Below are 18,232 nucleotides of genomic sequence, written 5' to 3'. Positions count from 1 at the left end.
CACTATACACCCAAAGAAAAAAACCATCTATCAAAAAAAACAAAAAATTGACTAGTCCCTCTCATATATTACAAATAGATTACAGGTGCCTGGCACGAAAAGAAAATAAAAACAAACATGAAATTCGTGAAATTCACGTTTTTCACGTTTGTTTTATTAATTACTAAAATTATTTAACTTTATTGTAAAATTCAACAAAATTGTTAACTACGGAATCAAGGAAATCACTTGTACCTTGGTCAGTAATTTCATTTTGTTCATTCAATTTTGTATGAATTGCACCAATGTATACTTCATTTCCAGGAAGTAGTTTTGGTTGTAGTGTTGGATTCGAGATGATTTCTCTTAAATGCAATTGAGCACGAACACTACCAAGTACGCCCATAGAAGAACCTACGATAAAAGTTGGTTTATCTTTTAGGTCATGTCCGCTACGAGACATCCAATCAATTGCATTTTTCAAAACTCCTGGGATTGAAAAGTTATATTCAGGTACTGCGAATAGCACCGCTTCCGCATTACGAACTTTCATTTTGAAATCCATTGCCCCTTTTGGAGGATTCTCTTCAATATCAGCACTAAACATCTCTACATCGTTGATTAATACGATTTCAATGTCTAATTTGTCTGCATAGCGTTTTTTCATGTACTCCACTAGTTTTAAGTTGTAAGATTCTTTTCTGTTACTACCTATAATTGCTGCCACTTTAATTGCCATTTGTAAATCTCCTCTTTCCTTATAATCTTTAGTTATCGAATGTACAATATTCGACAAGTCAACACGTTTTTTAGTATAGCACTGCGATCCCCAAAAATGCATAGACTATGTTTGCAACCTCTTTTACAAATACAGGAACAATATTCTTTATATTCAGAACATATTGACATCCAAAAAATAAAATATATAATTAATTTTAATATTTCCGAATATTGAAAACGTTTTCCGTATACCGGAAAAGTCGAAGTGATTCTTCCAAAACTCTAACTTCTGAAAGGATTGCTACATTAATAAGGAAATTAACGACAAACTAGGGGGAATTGTATTGGCAAAAATCATAGAAAAAGGAAATTTAAAATCAAATGTAAAAAGTAAATTAACGAATGAAATATCTATCGATGCTTGTTTTGTGTAGTATTAATAGTGGCTATATTAACGTATATTTTTCCCGCTGGACAATACGATCAAGTGGAAGTAAATGGACGACAAGTAGTGGACCCTTCCACATTTCATTTTGTTGAAAATGCACCTGTTGGTTTTTTTGATATATTTAGTAATGTTCATGTTGGTATGACTGAAGCCGCGCCTATTATACTTTTTGTACTACTATTTGGTGGAGCACTTGGAATAATACAAATGACTGGTGCATTAAATTCTTTTATTCAAATAGTATCCTTGAAATATTCTTCTAAAGAAAAATTGCTTATACCAATTATGGTTTTAGTATTTTCTTTGTTAGGCACTTTAATTGGTTCGGCAGAAGATTCTCTTGTTTATCTAGCAATCCTTGTACCTATGACTATTTCTTTAGGATTTGATGCGCTTACTGGATTTGCTATAGTCATGCTTGGTATTATGGTCGGTTTTCTTACAGGTATTACAAATCCATTTAACGTCGGTGTAGCTCAAGGTATAGCTGAGCTTCCAATATACTCAGGTATTGAGCTGAGAATTGCACTATTTGTTGTAATGTATCTAGCAACAGTTTTATATATTTACCGTCATGCAATGAAAGTTAAAAAGAACCCGGAGTTAGGTGTGTTTGGAAAATATACTAGACAATCCACTGATACAATTGAAGAAAATTTCAAACTTTCAATGAGACATAAAATCTCTTTGTATGCTTTGCTTTTAAACTTCATTATTCTCATGTATGGGGTTATCAAACTTCAATGGTATATTTCAGAAATCGCTGGGATATTCTTGTTATTTGGGATTATTATAGGTTTTATTTGTAAGCTCTCCCCTAGCGATATGTCTAAAGGATTTATTGATGGTGCAAAGGAAATGATTTCTGGGGCTTTAATTATTGGAGTCGCTCAAACTATTCTAGTAATCGTACGTGATGGATTGCTGTTAGATTCTATTTTATATTATGCGTCAAGTCTAATTGGGAATCTCCCTCCTGCTATTAACGCACTTGGTATGTTCTTTACCCAAATGTGTATGAATTTTATCGTTCCATCTGGAAGTGGACAAGCAGCACTGACGATGCCTATTATGACACCTCTAGGAGATTTGATTGGTGTTACAAGACAAACAGCCGTGCTTGCCTTTCAAACTGGAGACGGTATTTCCAATCTCATTTTCCCAACATCAGGTGTTTTAATAGCAGCACTAGCTTTAAATGGTATCCCCTATACGAAATGGCTAAAATGGGTCTTCCCGTTCATAGGAATATTAATAGCAATTTCCATTTGCTTTTTAATGTTCGCACAATTCACGAATTATGGTCCATTCTAATTAAAGGAGTTAATGAATAATGACAATAAAGGAAACAACAATTAAAGAAGAAGTAATTAAATGGAGAAGGCAACTTCATGAGAATCCTGAGCTCGGATTTGAAGAAGTGGAAACATCGAATTACATTTATCAACTGTTGCAATCATTTTCTGGTTTAGAAATATCAAGGCCAACTAAAACAAGTGTGCTAGCAGTACTTAAAGGATTAAAGCCTTCTGCCTCCCCTCTTACTATTGCTTTTCGAGCAGATATCGACGCACTTCCGATAGTAGAAGAAGCAGACGTTCCTTTTAAATCCAAAAAAGAGGGTGTCATGCACGCATGTGGACACGATACACATACTGCCATGTTACTTGGTGCAGCAAAAGTACTTTCCTCCAAAAGAGAAGAAATTAGTGGAGAAATTCGTTTCATCTTCCAACACGCAGAAGAAGTAAGCCCTGGAGGAGCGTTAGGACTAGTAGATGTAGGTGTCGTTGACAATGTTGACCATATATTTGCATTACATGTGGATCCATTCGTTAAATCAGGTACGATTACAATGAAGGATGATGTCTTATGTGCAGCAATTGACGATTTTGAAATTACCATAATAGGTAAAGGCGGACACGCATCAATGCCCGAAAAATCTATAGATCCAATTGCAATTGGAGCAGAAGTAGTTTCCAATCTTCATCAAATAACAGCTAGAAAAATTTCAGCATTAAATGTTCCTGTTTTATCTGTTGTTGTTTTTCAAAGCGGCAATGTACTAAATGTTATACCAGAAACTGCCTATATCGGGGGAACACTTCGCTCCCTTGATAGTGTGAGCAGAGAAGAAGCAAAAAAGTATGTCAATCAGATAGTTAAAGGAATCTCAGAAGCACACGGAGCATCATTTAAGATTAATTGGATGGAAGGATACGATCCTGTTATTAACGATAAAGAAAGTGTTACGATTTCAAGAAAAGCTGCTATTGAAGTATTTGGGCAAGAAAATGTCATTCATATAGATAAACCTTTCTTTGGTGGAGAAGATTTCTCAGCATATCTACGTAAAAGTCCTGGCTCTATGCAATTTCTTGGTATTTACAATGAAGAACTCGGAAACAACTACCCTCTTTATCATCCAAAGTTCATGGTAGATGAAGAAGCTCTACAGTATGGTACAGAGTATTTCGTTAAAATAGCTGAACACCTATGTATGAAGTAAAAATATAAAACTTACAGGAGGAGGTCGCCATATATTAGGTAACCTCCTCCTATATTATTACAGAGGTGTTACTGGTGCCAGGCACCAGTAACACCTCTGTAATACAACCACTAATAACATCCTTGTAAGGAATATAGTTGTTACATTATTTCGAATTCTTCGAAAGAATAATGGCGATTTACTACTGTAGTGTGTTAAAATATATTAATCTTTAAATTGGAGGAGTCATTATCTATATGCAAGTAACAGATACGAAAACCATTCAAGTAGAAAATGTGCTAATAGCACATCATTTTTTGAAAGATGTAGTTATTCATACACCTTTACAAAAAAATGAGTATTTATCAGAAAAATATAATTGTACAGTATATTTCAAAAGAGAAGATTTGCAGCATGTTCGCTCATTTAAACTCCGTGGAGCTTACTATAAGATTAAAACAATTGAGAATGATGCAAGGGAAAAAGGAGTCGTGTGTGCTAGCGCGGGTAATCATGCTCAAGGAGTCGCTTATGCATGTGCACATTTGCAAATTACCGCAAAGATTTTCATGCCTCTTACTACTCCAAAACAAAAAATCGACCAAGTGAGAATGTTTGGTCGTGAGTATGTTGAAATAATTCTCGCAGGTGATACTTTTGATGACTCTGCTACTAACGCTATCGCTTATGCTGAAGCTGAGAATCGGATTTTTATCCATCCATTTGATGACCGAGAAATTATTTCTGGGCAAGGTACTGTTGCTGTGGAAATAATGAATGACATGGAAGAACCCATTGACTTTGTTTTCGGAAGTATTGGTGGTGGAGGATTAATATCTGGAGTTTCTACTTATATAAAGAACATATCACCAAAAACTAAAATTATTGGAGTCGAACCTGCTGGGGCCGGCAGCATGAAAGCTGCTTTAGAAAACAATGGACCAGTAGCTTTAGAATCTATCGATAAATTTGTAGATGGTGCTGCAGTAAAATGTGTTGGTAATCTCAATTATGATGTTTGCCAAAAATATGTAGATGATATCCTTCTCGTTCCAGAAGGCAAAGTTTGTACAACCATATTAGATTTGTATAATAAACACGCAATCATTGCAGAACCCGCAGGAGCACTTCCTGTGACCGCTCTCGACTTATTTCAAGACGAAATAAAAGGAAAAACTGTCGTCTGCATTATCAGTGGTGGGAATAACGATATTGGTAGAATGCAAGAAATTAAAGAAAAGTCATTAATGCATGAAGGCCTACTTTATTACTTTATTGTAAACTTCCCTCAACGTGCTGGGGCGCTGCGACAGTTTTTAGATAAAGTACTTGGACCGGACGACGACATTACGACATTTGAGTATACTAAGAAGAACAATAAGGAAAGCGGACCAGCCCTTGTAGGAGTTGAATTGAAAAATAGCTCGGACTATAATGGTCTAATTTCCCGTCTAAGTGAGAATGGCTTCTCTTATAAAGAAGTGAATAAAGACAGTACTCTCTTTGAGCTTTTAATATAATAATCACTGTTTAAACACTTGTGAAATCTAGGTTTCACGAGTGTTTTTGTCTCCAAATTAGAAACAAATAAAAAAAATAAATTTCTCTCAGTAGATTCCTAGCAAAATATTTATTCCTTTGATATAATCATTCTTGTATTATAAATATTCTAATCTAGGGGGAAATAGTCAATGACAGAGAATCAAAATAATAACAAATTGACAACTGCAGCTGGAGCACCTGTAGTAGATAATCAAAACTCCATGTCAGCTGGACCAAGAGGACCATTATTACTTCAAGACGTGTGGTTATTAGAAAAATTAGCTCACTTCGATAGAGAAGTTATTCCTGAGCGCCGCATGCATGCTAAAGGTTCTGCTGCTTACGGTAAATTTACTGTAACTAATGATATCACTCAATATACAAAAGCTAGTATATTCTCTGAGATCGGAAAAGAAACAGAAATGTTCGTTCGTTTCTCCACAGTAGCTGGCGAACGTGGGGCTGCTGATGCAGAACGAGATATCCGTGGTTTTTCAATGCGATTCTACACTGAACAAGGTAACTGGGATTTAGTTGGTAATAATACTCCAGTATTCTTCTTCCGTGATCCACTTAACTTCCCAGATTTAAACCATGCAGTTAAACGTGACCCACGTACGAATATGCGTAGTGCAAATAACAACTGGGACTTCTGGACTTCTTTGCCGGAAGCGCTTCATCAAGTAACAATTGTCATGAGTGACCGTGGTATTCCTTCAACATACCGTAATATGCATGGATTTGGTAGCCATACATTCAGTATGATCAACGCAAACAACGAACGTGTTTGGGTTAAATTCCACATGCGCTCTCAGCAACCTATCGAAAACTTAACAGATCAAGAAGCAGAATTGCTAGTTGGTAAAGACCGTGAAAGTCATCAACGTGATCTTTTCGATAGTATTGAGCAAGGTAACTTCCCTAAATGGAAAATGTATATCCAAGTGATGACAGAAGAACAAGCAAATAATATGCCTTATAATCCTTTTGATTTAACAAAAGTTTGGTATAAAAAAGATTTCCCACTAATTGAAGTTGGTGAATGGGAATTAAATCGTAACCCAGAAAACTATTTTGCAGAAGTGGAACAAGCTGCTTTCACACCAGCGAATGTAGTACCTGGTATTAGCTTCTCCCCTGATAGAATGTTACAAGGTCGACTTTTCTCATATGGAGATGCTCAACGTTATCGTTTAGGAGTTAACCACCATCAAATTCCGGTTAACCAACCAAAATGTCCTGTTCATTCTTTCCATAGAGATGGTGCTATGCGTGTAGATGGCAACAAAGGCGGAACACTTCACTATGAGCCAAACAGCTATGGTCAATGGAAAGCACAACCTGAATTCAAAGAGCCACCATTAGCTATCAATGGCGAAGCATCAATTTGGGACTTCCGTGAAGACGATGACAATTACTATGAACAACCAGGTAAATTGTTCAATCTTATGAGTCCAGAACAAAAACAAGTATTGTTTGAAAACACTGCTCGTAATATGACGGGCGTAGAAGAACATATTAAAGTTCGCCACATCATTCATTGCTACAAAGCAGATCCTGCATACGGTAAAGGTCTTGCAGAAGCAATGGATATTCCATGGGGCAATATTGAAGCTGCTATGGCTTAATAGTAACAAGAAAGAGCTGTCTTTCTTGTAGAAAGACAGCTCTCTTTATACGAGAAAGCTACTCCTTATGTCAATAATGACTTAGGTAGTAGCTCTTTTTTTATACTGATAACAGTGTTCGATCACTCGTTAACTTTTCACCGCGAATCCTTTGGAATTCATCCATAAGCTTTTCAATTGTGAGTGACTTTTTCTCTTCTTCATTTACCTCTAAAATAATTTGGCCTTTATCCATCATAATTAAACGATTTCCTAAATCCAAAGCTTGTTGCATATTGTGCGTAACCATTAGTGTCGTCAGTTTATCTTTCTCCACAAGTTGCTTTGTTAGGTTAGTAATTAGCTCTGCTCTAGATGGGTCAAGTGCAGCAGTATGCTCATCTAACAATAAAATGGAAGGATTCGTAAATGTCGCCATCAATAAAGAGAGCGCCTGTCTCTCCCCTCCCGATAGTAATCCAACTTTTGCATTCAATCTATTTTCTAAATTTAAATGGAGCATTTCTAACGATTGTACAAAAAACGCTCGTCTTTTTTTATCAACACCAGTTTTTAACCCGCGCTTTTTATTTCTTGAGTATGCAAGAGCAAGATTTTCTTCTATAGTCATCGAAGGCGCAGTACCAGCCATTGGATCTTGGAATACACGACCAATAAACTGAGATCGTTTATATTCTGCAAGTTTAGACACATCTTTTCCATCTATTAAAATACGCCCAAAATCTGGTGTTAGTGCACCAGAAATCATATTCATCATCGTTGATTTTCCTGCCCCGTTACTTCCGATGACTGTTACAAAATCCCCTGCTTTTAGTTCTAAATTTATTTCATCAAGTGCAATTTTTTCATCTGCAGTCGCTTCATTAAATATTTTATTAATAAATTGTAGTTTAAGCAAGGTCATTCCCCTCCCGCTTTATCACATTTACATTGGAAATGGCACGCTCAGCATGACGCTTAGCTTTTCTACTTTTTTCTCGTCGCTTATCAAAATATTGAGGTAGAATTAATGCACAAATAACGATAACTGCTGTGATTAGTTTCATATCACCGGTATCTAATAATTCCACACGAAGTGCAAGTGCAAGTACAATACGATAGATTATCGCTCCAGCAATTACCGCTAAAGTAGTTCGTACAATTGTTTTTGTACCAAAAATTGCTTCACCTATAATAACGGATGCTAAACCTATGACAATCATTCCGATACCCATTCCAATGTCCGCAAATTTTGCATATTGTGCTATTAGTGCACCAGAGAGAGCAACAAGACCATTTGAAATACCTAGACCTATAATAACGAGAGTATCAGTATTAGCTGAAAAACTTCTGATCATTTTTTTATTGTCTCCCGTTGCACGGATAGCTAGGCCAACTTCTGTCTTCAAGAACCAATCTACTATTAGTTTAATAGCAAGAACTAAAACTGCAACGATAACAATCGTTCCCCAAGTTGAAGGAACAAACTCTATTCCTATACTTCTCAAAAAATTATTTATGACTTCATCAATTCCTAAACTCCCCCACCAACTATAAAACTGACTAAACAATGTTTCAGAGTTTAGAAGTGGAATATTCGGTCTTCCAATCGAATTCTCAACTGTTAGCCCCATAATCCTTAGATTAATGGAGTAAAGAGCAATCATCATTAGAATACCTGACAGCAAAGGATTAATCTTGCCTTTCGTATGTAATAAACCAGTTATACAGCCAGCTATAAAACCAGCTAGTATTGCTACTAATGTTGCGAGTGCCGGATGATATCCTAATACGATCATCGTAGCTGCTGTTCCAGCTCCCGTAACGAAACTTCCATCTACCGTTAAATCCGGAAAATCAAGTACTCGGAATGTAAGATACACTCCGAGTGCCATGATTGCATAGATGATTCCTTGCTCAACAGATCCAAAAATAGCTGAAAACATAAAGAATCAATCTCCTATCTATTCTGCAAATTCTGCTTTCCACTCGTCTTTAATCTCTAAGCCAAGCAAATCAGCAGTTTCTTTATTCATTACAAATCTTAAGTTTTGAGGATATTGGACTGGTAGATCAGCTGGTGTGCTTTCTCCATTTAAAATCTTAACAGCCATTTCACCTGCTTCATATCCGATATCAAAATACTCAAAACCATAAGCACCTAATCCACCACGTTTTACCGAGTCGAATTCACCAACCATCATAGGTAACTTATTATCATTTGCGACTGACACAACTGATTCAAGCGCGGATACTACCGTATTATCCGTAATTATATATAGTGAATCTACTTTTCCGATTAAGGATTCCGTAGCTTGTTTAACCTCAGCTGATGTGGAAACTGAAGCTTCCACTACATTTAATCCTACCTTGTTCATCTCTGCTTTTACTGCGTCTACTTGTGCACGTGAATTTTGTTCACCTGAATTAAACACCATTCCTACATTTTTAGATCCTAGTTCTTCTTTTAAAAATTTTACTGTACTAGGAATCGCTTCTGGTTGAGTATCTACAGTACCTGTAACATTTGCTCCTGGTTTTTCCATCGATTGAACAAGTTCAGCGCTTACTGCATCTGTCACAGATGTAAAAACGATAGGAATGTCTTTCGTTAAACTTGCTACTGCTTGAGCACTTGGCGTAGAGTTCGCAAATATTAAATCAACACCAGAACTTACTAAGTTATTTGCAATCGTAGTGTTGGCACTATTGTCATTTTGAGCATTTTCAATTTGATAGTCTGCTTCTATGCCTGCATCTTCCAATGCTTTTTGAAATCCTTCAAAAGCCGCATTTAGAGATGGATGTTCTACAATTTGAGTCACACCTATTTTTACCTTTTTAGCATCCCCATTTCCATTTGAGCTTGCTCCTTCACTTGAAGTAGCGGTTGAACCTGAATTATCTTTTCCTCCGCATGCCGCTAAAAGAAGAACAACCCCAATAAGAATAAATGCTAATCTCTTTATACTTTTTCTCATCTTTCTAAAACCCCCTAATTAAATCATTCACACTACCGATTCAACTCGCTAAAGTGTCAATTTAAAGATATGTTACACTGCAATTGACTGATAGTCAATAACATTAAAAATATTTTGATAAATATATGAAGATATTAATCGTTAAATGAAATCTTTACATTTTCTTTACATGTTCTTGACATTACTTTTTTATAATATAAATTGACGAGAATTTGCTCATTGTAGGAGGATAAAGTTAGATGGCAATTGAGGAAATAGATTACGGAGATTTACTTTCTTATATAATTGAAGAAAAAGCAATTCAAACTGTTTTCCAACCAATTATCTCGCTTCAAAACGGCCATATTTATGGATATGAAGCATTATCTCGAGGTCCCGAAAATACTCCTTTACAAAACCCAGAAGTACTTTTTGATTATGCTATGAAAAGTGGAAAACTATGGGAGCTCGAAAATTTATGTCGAGGAAATGCATTAAAATATGCACATCACTTAAAGGCAGAAGGAAAATTGTTTATTAATGTGAATCCTAATATTATGAATGACCCAAAGTTCAAACAAGGATTTACGAAAGAATTTCTAAGTAGATTTAATATGGATTCGGATTCAATTGTTTTTGAAATAACGGAAAGAGAAGCGATTAATAATTTAAAGGATTTTATTAGTACTGTTGAACATTATAAAAAGCAGTTTTACCAAATTGCAATTGACGATGTCGGCTCTGGATATTCAGGGTTAAATGTCATAACAGATGTACGTCCACACTTTATTAAACTTGATATGAAGCTCATTCGTGATATAGAAAAAGATCGTACTAAACAACTTCTCGTGAAAAGTTTAAGTGAATTTGCAAATTATTCACAAATACATATTATTGCCGAGGGAATTGAAACACAAGAAGAGCTGCTTACTTTAATTGATATAGGAGTTCATTATGGACAAGGATACTTCATACAAAAACCAAATAAACAACTCTTCCCTGTTAGAAAAGAATTAAAAAAACTTATCGAGTTAGAAAGTGTTCGAAAAAATAGAATAAGCTCCAATCGTTTAACGGACACATCCATTGAACAAATCGCTACTCCCTTACGTACTATTGCAAGTCATACATCTATTTCTAAAGTTAGTAAATTGATGGATTCTAACGATGCCTTACCAGGTTTTTGTATAAAAGATGGAAATAAATTAATTGGAGTTATTACAAGAAACAAGTTACATCTAAAATTTAGTGGCCCGTACGGATACAGTCTTTATAATACTAAGCCAGTCACCGCAATTATGAGTAGAAATTATATGAAAGTGGATGCATCCACACCTATTGATGTAGTTGCTAAAATTGCCATGAAACGTGATCCGATTCATTTATACGATTTCATAACGATTACAAAAGAAGACGAATACTTTGGAGTTGTAACGGTAAAAGATTTACTTGAAAAAAGTATGCAGTTAGAAATTGACTATGCCAAGCATTTAAATCCACTTTCTGAGTTGCCTGGTAATATAATGATTGAAAAAGAATTACAAAACTGTATCGATAGCGCTGATGAGTTAACAGTTCTTTATCTTGATATTGATAATTTTAAGCCCTATAACGATGTATATGGATTTGAAAAGGGCGATAAAGTCATTATAAGATTAGCAGAAATATTAGAAAAAAATGCACCAGAGAATGGCTTTGTAGGACATATAGGTGGTGACGATTTCATCATGATTGTCCATACCCATAAAAGTAAGGAATTATGTGAAAAAGTTATAGAGGAATTCAATTCTTCCGTTGAACACTTCTATCATTCGCATGATCTTCTAAAAGGAAGTATAATCTCTAAAAACCGTCATGGAATTGAAGAGCATTTTCCACTTTTGACTATTTCCATCGCAGGTGTTACAAACAAAACTGTTTTATCTATTTATGAACTTTCAGAAAAAGCAAGTTATTTAAAAAAACAATGCAAACAACTCGCTGGAAGCAACTCACTCCTAGATATATGAAAATGAAATTTGTATAAGCCTCTAATCCCATGTGCTATGATAATGGTTGAACATGATTTAGGAGGAGAAAAGATGGTTTGGGTTTTGATTTTGACAGTATTTATTTTTATTCTTGTTATGTGCCTTTCTTTTTTCACCATAAATAAAGGTTACGCATTTAAACATACAATTGATGAAATACCAAAAGAAAAAAATGAAAAAACGCATCAACCATAAGGTGATGCGTTTTGTGTTATACAGTAGTTTTTTGTTTTTTTATCTGTTTGCTTCGTAGTTGCCCGCAAGCTGCGTCAATATCAGTTCCTTGCTCCATACGAACACCACAGTTAATTCCTTTGTTTTTCAACGTTTGGAAAAACGCACTAATGGATTCCTCCGAGCTACGTTGATATTGGCCATGCTCGTCTACTGGGTTGTAAGGAATTAGATTCACATAAGATAAGTGACGTTTGTTTTCCAACAGTTTTGCTAATTGTTGTGCTTCCTCTACATGATCATTTACATCTTTAAGCAGAATATATTCAAAAGTAATTCGGCGATTCGTTTTTTCTAGATAGTAATCAACTGCAGCCATTACCTTCTCAATAGGGAATGCTTTATTGATGACCATAATACGTGAACGAAGCTCATCATTTGGTGCATGCAATGAAACAGCAAGATTCACTTGAAGATTTTCATCAGCATAATCATAGATTTTCTTAGCAAGTCCACTTGTTGAAACAGTAATATGTCTTGCTCCAATCGCAAGTCCTTTTTGATCGTTCACGACGCGTAAGAAGCTCATTAAGTTTGTATAGTTATCGAATGGTTCTCCGATACCCATTACTACGATATGGCTTACTCGCTCACTCTTACCTAAATTATCCAAATGCTCTTGCACTTTCATAATTTGCCCTACAATCTCACCTGCGTCTAAATCACGACTTTTCTTAAGCAATCCACTAGCACAGAAACTGCAACCAATGTTACACCCTACCTGTGTCGTTACACAAACAGACAGTCCATATTTAAAACGCATTAACACTGTTTCAATAAGATTCCCATCCTGCATTTGAAATAAAAACTTAATGGTTCCATCGGCAGATTCTTGCTTTACAGATTCTTTCAACGTCTGAATGACAAAGTTGTCTTTCAACAATTGAAGACAATCCTTGTTGACATTATTCATCTCATCAAAGCTTTGCACTCTTTTAATGTATAACCAATCCCAAACCTGTTCTGCTCTAAATTTCTTTTGACCATGTTCTAATAACCACTCTATTAACTGATCCTTTGTTAGACCATAAATTGATTTCTGCATTAATATTCCTCATTTCATTCGTGTACAATTTGCCCATTATACTATAAATGTTTACATTCTACAATTAATTATACAAAAAAAAAGAAATAAAAGATATAAATTTAGCTTTTTCCCTAAATAAATCACTCTTGTCCGTATTTATTGGAATGGCTCTGTTAAACTTCTTTGTTGTATTAGAAAGAAATCTGTTCATCTAGCGTTGCCAATCACTCGGACGTGCGCTTGCCTCACGCTACGCATGATGAGTCATTCGTTTCACTCACTCCCACATCCTTACGCGGAGTCTCATTCTTCACGCTCATGCGGCGTATAAGGCGCAAATCCTGATGACACCTGCGGATATAGTTTCGTATTCATTTCATCAATGCATGGAGTTTAAAACCACGGTTTTGAAAGTTTGTACTTTTTAACTAGTAATTAACAACAGTATCAATTAACAAGTCTTAGAAAAAAATAAAGCGCCTGAATTTCTCCATTTCAAATGGAGGTTTCAGGCGCAATTTTCAACTTTTTAATTAGTTCCTTTAAGACTACTTTTTACTTGTTTCTACTTCATTTTCTCGAATCCAATCACTGTAACTGCCTACATATAATTGGACATTTTCATACCCGGCTTCCTTCAAACTTGCATAAAGTGGTGCAGCAGTCACCCCACTACCGCAATAAGCAACGACAGGCTTTGATTTATCAGTTAATCCTGTTAGTTTTTCATGTAAATCCTCTTGTTGCAGAAACTTACCATCACTTTTAAGTTGTTCCCAATCGAAATTTAGAGCAGTCGGAATATGACCAGCAACAGGATCTATTGGTTCCATTTCTCCACGATATCGATTTGCAGATCGTGCATCAATTAACTGTGCATCCATTTCACCACTAACAATTTTTTTCACCTTGTTTACATCTACATAAATTTCATCTTTCCAATTTGGGGAAATAGACGAAGCATTAATTTCAATTTCTTCATTGGAAACAGGCAATTTCTTCTTCGCCTCTTCATATCCTTCACGAAGTACATGAACATGGTTAAAGCCTGCCCATTCCAATAAAAAGTATGCTCTTAAAGCAAATGGTGAACCTCCTTGATCATAAATGACGATATGATCATCTAAAAGCAATCCTGCCTTTTGAATTAGATTTGTCATCTTATCCTTTGAAATCATTGGATGGCGTCCATTTTCACTTCCCATTTCGGACAAATCATTTTCCAAGTCCCAATAGATTGCTCCTTCTAAATGTTCCATCCTAAACATTTCTTTTCCTGCATTCACATTTCCTAAATCAAAACGAGTATCAATAAATCGAACATTTTTTCCAATTATTTTATCCAAATCAATAAAAATATTGCTCATGTTATTCTCTCCCTTCAATTAAATTTTGGCATAAATCTCTTTCCATTTGGCAAGGGTTTCTTCTTGCTCTAAAAGATTTCGTTCGGCATCAATTTGAATAATTGACTCGTTTAACCACTTTAATCGAACTGCCTCTGTCTCGATATCTACATATTGATCTGCCCATTTTGTAAGTCGATCATGCTCCAGCTTTAAGTAGCTTTCCGCTTCGATTTTCGTTTGCTCAGATAAGGAATCACGAAGCTTCTCTTTATCGTTTTTCTCGAAAAAAGACTTATTGTTTTTAAAATAAGATTTTACGTTTTCATATTTTTGAATTTCCTCAAAAGGACCAACAAATTCTAATAAATCACGGTCTTCACTCTCATGAGGTGTAAAAGTAAAACTTTCATTCCATTCTTTTAGCACACGTATTTCTTCTTTTTCTAACTGTTTAATTTGTTTTTGTATAAACTGCAGTACTCGAAAGTTTGTTACACGCATTTCCTGCTCCAAGTCAAAACGAAGCATACTTAACAGTTCTTTCAATGCAATTCCAAGTGCTGTATTTGCTGATTGATTACTAAACAAAGAAGGATTATATGCCTCTTTAAAGAATTCATTGAAACGATAATATACTCGTTGTAATACATAGTACAACAAAGTTTCTAGTTCTTGCTTAGCTTCCTTCGCTATTACAGAAGACATGGAATTTGAGTAACGTTTGCGAATTTTTTGTTCTTGCTCACGTAATTCTTTTAACCTTTCATCTTTTCTAGCTAAGTTCTTTTCTGTTTGCTCTATTAATGTTAATAATTTATTTTGTTGGCGAGACGCCTCTTCATCTAGTGATGAAACCGCAATTTGCTTTAAATCTTTTTCCAAGAAACGATGGAAGGCTTCTTCAAATTGCACCATTCCTTCGTGTACAGGTAAATGTCCTACTTTTTCTTTAAGTGCTTGTAAGCTTGAAATACCATATACTCTTGGGAAACGAATGCCAAATCGTTGAAGCTCATTTTGCACATATTGTTTCACAAGGTTTGCTTCTTCCTCTGTTTCTGCAAGGTCAATGGCATTAACGATAAAGAACATTTTATCCAATTCAAAGGCATCTTTTACTCGACCTAGTTGTATTAAAAACTCTCTATCAGCCTTAGCAAATGCATGGTTAAAATAAGTCACAAACAATACTGCATCCGCATTCCGTATATAGTCAAATGCAACCCCTGTATGTCTTGCATTGATAGAATCTGCTCCCGGAGTATCAACTAATGTAACTCCAAGTCTAGTCAATTCACAATCGTAATAAAAATCAATGAAATCTACAAAACAGCTTTTAGCTTCTTCCGCCACATAACTTTCAAATTCTTCGCCATTCACCCGTAACACATTTCCAAGTTGACTTTGAAATGTTGGATACCCTTTATGAAAAGCGGAAATAAAAGATTTATGAACCTCTTCTGAGACTGTTTGATTTATTGCCCCACTTGCTTGATCGAATGCTTCATCTAAAGACATAATAGTTATTCCTAATTGTTTATAAGCAAACGATACATCTTCTAATAATTGCTCTTTTGTTTTAAATGTAACATCAGCAGTATTATGTGGATGTTTTTCTGATATTGGGCGTATTTTATTTATTGCAGCAGTTGTTGGGTTTGGTGAAACTGGCAATACATTAGCACCCATTAACGCATTAGAAAAACTAGATTTCCCTGCACTAAAAGCACCAAATAATGCAATTGTAAATTGTTGATTTTCAACTCTTTTAGCTTTTCGTTTAATAATCTCAGCTTCCTCTTTAAAAGCTGGTAACTCTTTTAATACCTCACCAATTCTGTTTGCTCGCTTTAAGACTTGCTCGGGAGATAGTATACTATTTTCTTCTTCTTGTTCTATGGGAGCTATTGTTTCTAATTCTTGTACCTGTTCTTCCAAGCTTGGATCATATTCGGCAATAGATTTTTGAAAACTATTTCGTTCCTCATCCCATGCTATTAATAATTGATCCCGTTCTTTCCTTATAGCTAAAGCCGGAGTCTTTGTTTCCTGTTCAAAACCATGTATTCTTTCGTCAATTTCTTCCAATGATTGGATAGCTAGTATTTTTTCATTGAGAACTTCAGTTTTTTGATCTGCTTTTTCTGTGTCTTCCACCGGATTTTCATTCATTGCGATGATCATTTTTTCTTTCCAAATATCTGTCTCACGTACAAAAAATCGGTTGACTGTTTCTTGAACCCTGTTTGCATAATGAAGAATAGAATCTCCGGTTATACCAGCACCTTCATGTAAGGAATCTGCAATAAACAATGAGGATATTTCGAAATCCAACCCATCAATTTCATTGGCTCTTTCATTGCTTAACAAAGAAACATCCTTTAGCATACTTTTCATAAGCTGTTTCAGATGTACGGTAATATTCGTTAGTACAACCTTCTCAAGTAGAATTCTTGCATCCTCAAGGCGTTTAGATCGCTCTTCTTCTGTTTTCTTTTTGCTTCCTATAAAACCTACTTTAAATGAACCTTGCATGCTCTCAGCATAAGTCTTGAGTGAGTCTCTCACCTCATATGGCATAATTACAGCGTTTTCTAAGATTTCTTTTCGTTGTTCTTCAAACGTCTTTTTCCATAGACTTATATCTTGTAATGCAGATTGCTTTTGAGCTATTTCAAGTTGCTCTTTAATATCTTCTTTATTATTCCATTCCTCTTCTGTTAGTTGTCCATCAAAAGTTTCTAGACATGCAGCTTTTTCATTTTCTAAATACTGTTTATGCTCATCCGCTAGTTTCTCTAATGTCGCATGTGCAGATGTAATAAAATATTGTTCTTTGTTATTAATAGAATTTAGAACAATTTCTTGTACCTTCTTAAAATCATTATGTATAAACTGTTTATCTTTTAAAGAGGTAAAAAATATATCCTTCGGTTCAACGGACCATGCTTTGAAAGCATTTGCAACGGATTGCTTAAAAGCGTCAAAGGAAAGCTCTTCTTCTCGATGCTTATCCACTTGGTTAACAATTAAATAAACATTTTCGTTATAGTGAAGCAATTGCTTTGTAAATTGAAAATTTAGCTCAGATTGGACATGGTTATAGTCCATTACATAAAAAACGATATCTGCCAGATGAAGAGCTGACTCAGTTGATATCCTATGTGCATCATCCGTTGAATCCACTCCTGGAGTATCCATAACAGTAATACCTTCTGGTAAACTGGAGGTTGAATGACCAATTTCAATTTGAGATACTTTACTTCCGTCTTTTGAGTATTTTTTTACAAGTTGAATATCATATTCACCTGAGAATCTTACAGGTGCTCTATCAACAAAATGAACGAGGGCATAATTATTATTTGTCTTTTTTACAGTAACAATATTTGCCGAAGTAGGTATTGGACTTGTTGGAAGTAACTGCTCATCTACTAGAGCATTAATCATGCTAGATTTTCCAGCAGAAAAATGTCCTGCAAACGCAATAGTGAATGTGCCATTTTCCAGTTTATCTGCAAACAATTTAGCCTTTGCAAAACGTTCCTCATCTAAATTTCGTTGAAAAAGAGTAGCAAGCAAAGCATTTTTCTCTTTTAATAGTTGTATATTTTCTAAATTCTCCATTTGAAAAAAAAATCTCCTTTATAATTCGACAATTATGTATATCATAGCAAAAAACAAAGGAACGCAAAAGCGTTCCTTTGTTTTTCTGCGACGAGCTTTGCGCAGGAGCAAAAGATCTTGATTTTCTGCGACGAGCTTGCGCAGGAGCAAAAGATCTTGATTTTCTGCGACGAGCTTGCGCAGGAGCAAAAGATCTTGATTTTCTGCGACGAGCTTGCGCAGGA

The 18,232-nt window shown here is 35.3% G+C and carries 14 protein-coding genes; 6 read left to right on the top strand and 8 right to left on the bottom strand.

From position 1 onward, the window contains the following. Window positions 1-169: 169 nt before the first annotated feature. Window positions 170-718: an NADPH-dependent FMN reductase gene (locus tag PGC35_RS05930; protein WP_375218507.1), complete on the bottom strand. Its 549-nt coding sequence runs from the start codon at window positions 716-718 to the stop codon at window positions 170-172. Window positions 719-1,141: 423 nt separating this feature from the next. On the opposite strand from PGC35_RS05930, the gene PGC35_RS05925 reads away from it, so the two are divergent. From PGC35_RS05925 to PGC35_RS05910, 4 genes are all read left to right on the top strand, one after another. Next, on the top strand, window positions 1,142-2,461 hold the full coding sequence (locus PGC35_RS05925; protein WP_375218506.1) for a YfcC family protein: 1,320 nt from the start codon (window positions 1,142-1,144) through the stop codon (window positions 2,459-2,461). Between the two features lie 19 nt (window positions 2,462-2,480). Further along, the gene (locus PGC35_RS05920; RefSeq protein ID WP_375218505.1) at window positions 2,481-3,656 is read left to right on the top strand and encodes an amidohydrolase; all 1,176 of its coding nucleotides are present in this window, start codon (window positions 2,481-2,483) and stop codon (window positions 3,654-3,656) included. A 236-nt stretch (window positions 3,657-3,892) separates the two neighbouring features. Beyond that, window positions 3,893-5,155 carry a threonine ammonia-lyase IlvA gene (gene ilvA, locus PGC35_RS05915; RefSeq protein ID WP_375218504.1) on the top strand — a complete coding sequence of 421 codons (1,263 nt, stop codon included), beginning with the start codon at window positions 3,893-3,895 and terminating at the stop codon, window positions 5,153-5,155. Window positions 5,156-5,326: 171 nt separating this feature from the next. Beyond that, entirely contained in the window at window positions 5,327-6,805 is a 1,479-nt protein-coding gene (locus PGC35_RS05910; protein ID WP_375218503.1) for a catalase, read from the top strand. Window positions 6,806-6,905: 100 nt separating this feature from the next. Here the strand turns inward: PGC35_RS05910 and PGC35_RS05905 are convergent, their stop codons facing one another. The 3 genes from PGC35_RS05905 to PGC35_RS05895 are packed head-to-tail and all read right to left on the bottom strand — an operon-like array spanning window position 6,906 to window position 9,765. Further along, the gene (locus PGC35_RS05905) at window positions 6,906-7,703 is read right to left on the bottom strand and encodes an ABC transporter ATP-binding protein (protein WP_375218502.1); all 798 of its coding nucleotides are present in this window, start codon (window positions 7,701-7,703) and stop codon (window positions 6,906-6,908) included. Then, complete coding sequence (locus PGC35_RS05900) at window positions 7,696-8,730, bottom strand: ABC transporter permease (protein WP_375218501.1); 1,035 nt, start codon at window positions 8,728-8,730, stop codon at window positions 7,696-7,698. Before PGC35_RS05900 ends, PGC35_RS05905 begins: the two co-directional genes overlap by 8 nt. Window positions 8,731-8,748: 18 nt before the next feature. Then, window positions 8,749-9,765, bottom strand: a complete 1,017-nt coding sequence (locus PGC35_RS05895; RefSeq protein ID WP_375218500.1) for an ABC transporter substrate binding protein — start codon at window positions 9,763-9,765, stop codon at window positions 8,749-8,751. 239 nt (window positions 9,766-10,004) lie between these two features. On the opposite strand from PGC35_RS05895, the gene PGC35_RS05890 reads away from it, so the two are divergent. Further along, the gene (locus PGC35_RS05890) at window positions 10,005-11,753 is read left to right on the top strand and encodes a GGDEF domain-containing protein (protein WP_375218499.1); all 1,749 of its coding nucleotides are present in this window, start codon (window positions 10,005-10,007) and stop codon (window positions 11,751-11,753) included. 72 nt (window positions 11,754-11,825) lie between these two features. Further along, window positions 11,826-11,969 carry a YtzI protein gene (gene ytzI / locus PGC35_RS05885; RefSeq protein WP_156316774.1) on the top strand — a complete coding sequence of 48 codons (144 nt, stop codon included), beginning with the start codon at window positions 11,826-11,828 and terminating at the stop codon, window positions 11,967-11,969. Window positions 11,970-11,985: 16 nt separating this feature from the next. On the opposite strand, the gene rlmN is transcribed toward ytzI, so the two are convergent. The 4 genes from rlmN to PGC35_RS05865 form a co-directional block, all read right to left on the bottom strand. Next, window positions 11,986-13,053: a dual-specificity RNA methyltransferase RlmN gene (rlmN, locus tag PGC35_RS05880; RefSeq protein ID WP_056829566.1), complete on the bottom strand. Its 1,068-nt coding sequence runs from the start codon at window positions 13,051-13,053 to the stop codon at window positions 11,986-11,988. Window positions 13,054-13,583: 530 nt separating this feature from the next. Continuing rightward, window positions 13,584-14,402 carry a sulfurtransferase gene (locus PGC35_RS05875; RefSeq protein ID WP_375218498.1) on the bottom strand — a complete coding sequence of 273 codons (819 nt, stop codon included), beginning with the start codon at window positions 14,400-14,402 and terminating at the stop codon, window positions 13,584-13,586. An 18-nt stretch (window positions 14,403-14,420) separates the two neighbouring features. Next, window positions 14,421-18,008 (bottom strand): dynamin family protein, encoded by a 3,588-nt coding sequence (locus PGC35_RS05870; RefSeq protein ID WP_375218497.1) that lies wholly within the window; start codon window positions 18,006-18,008, stop codon window positions 14,421-14,423. Window positions 18,009-18,026: 18 nt separating this feature from the next. Continuing rightward, window positions 18,027-18,232 (bottom strand): hypothetical protein (locus PGC35_RS05865; RefSeq protein ID WP_375218496.1); only part of this gene is annotated, 206 nt, incomplete at its 5' end.

The sequence above is a fragment of the Psychrobacillus sp. PGGUH221 genome, assembly GCF_042055255.1.
Classification (GTDB): Bacteria; Bacillota; Bacilli; order Bacillales_A; family Planococcaceae; genus Psychrobacillus.
The sequence above is the reverse complement of the archived record's forward strand: the minus strand, read 5'-3'. Positions and strand labels throughout refer to the sequence as shown.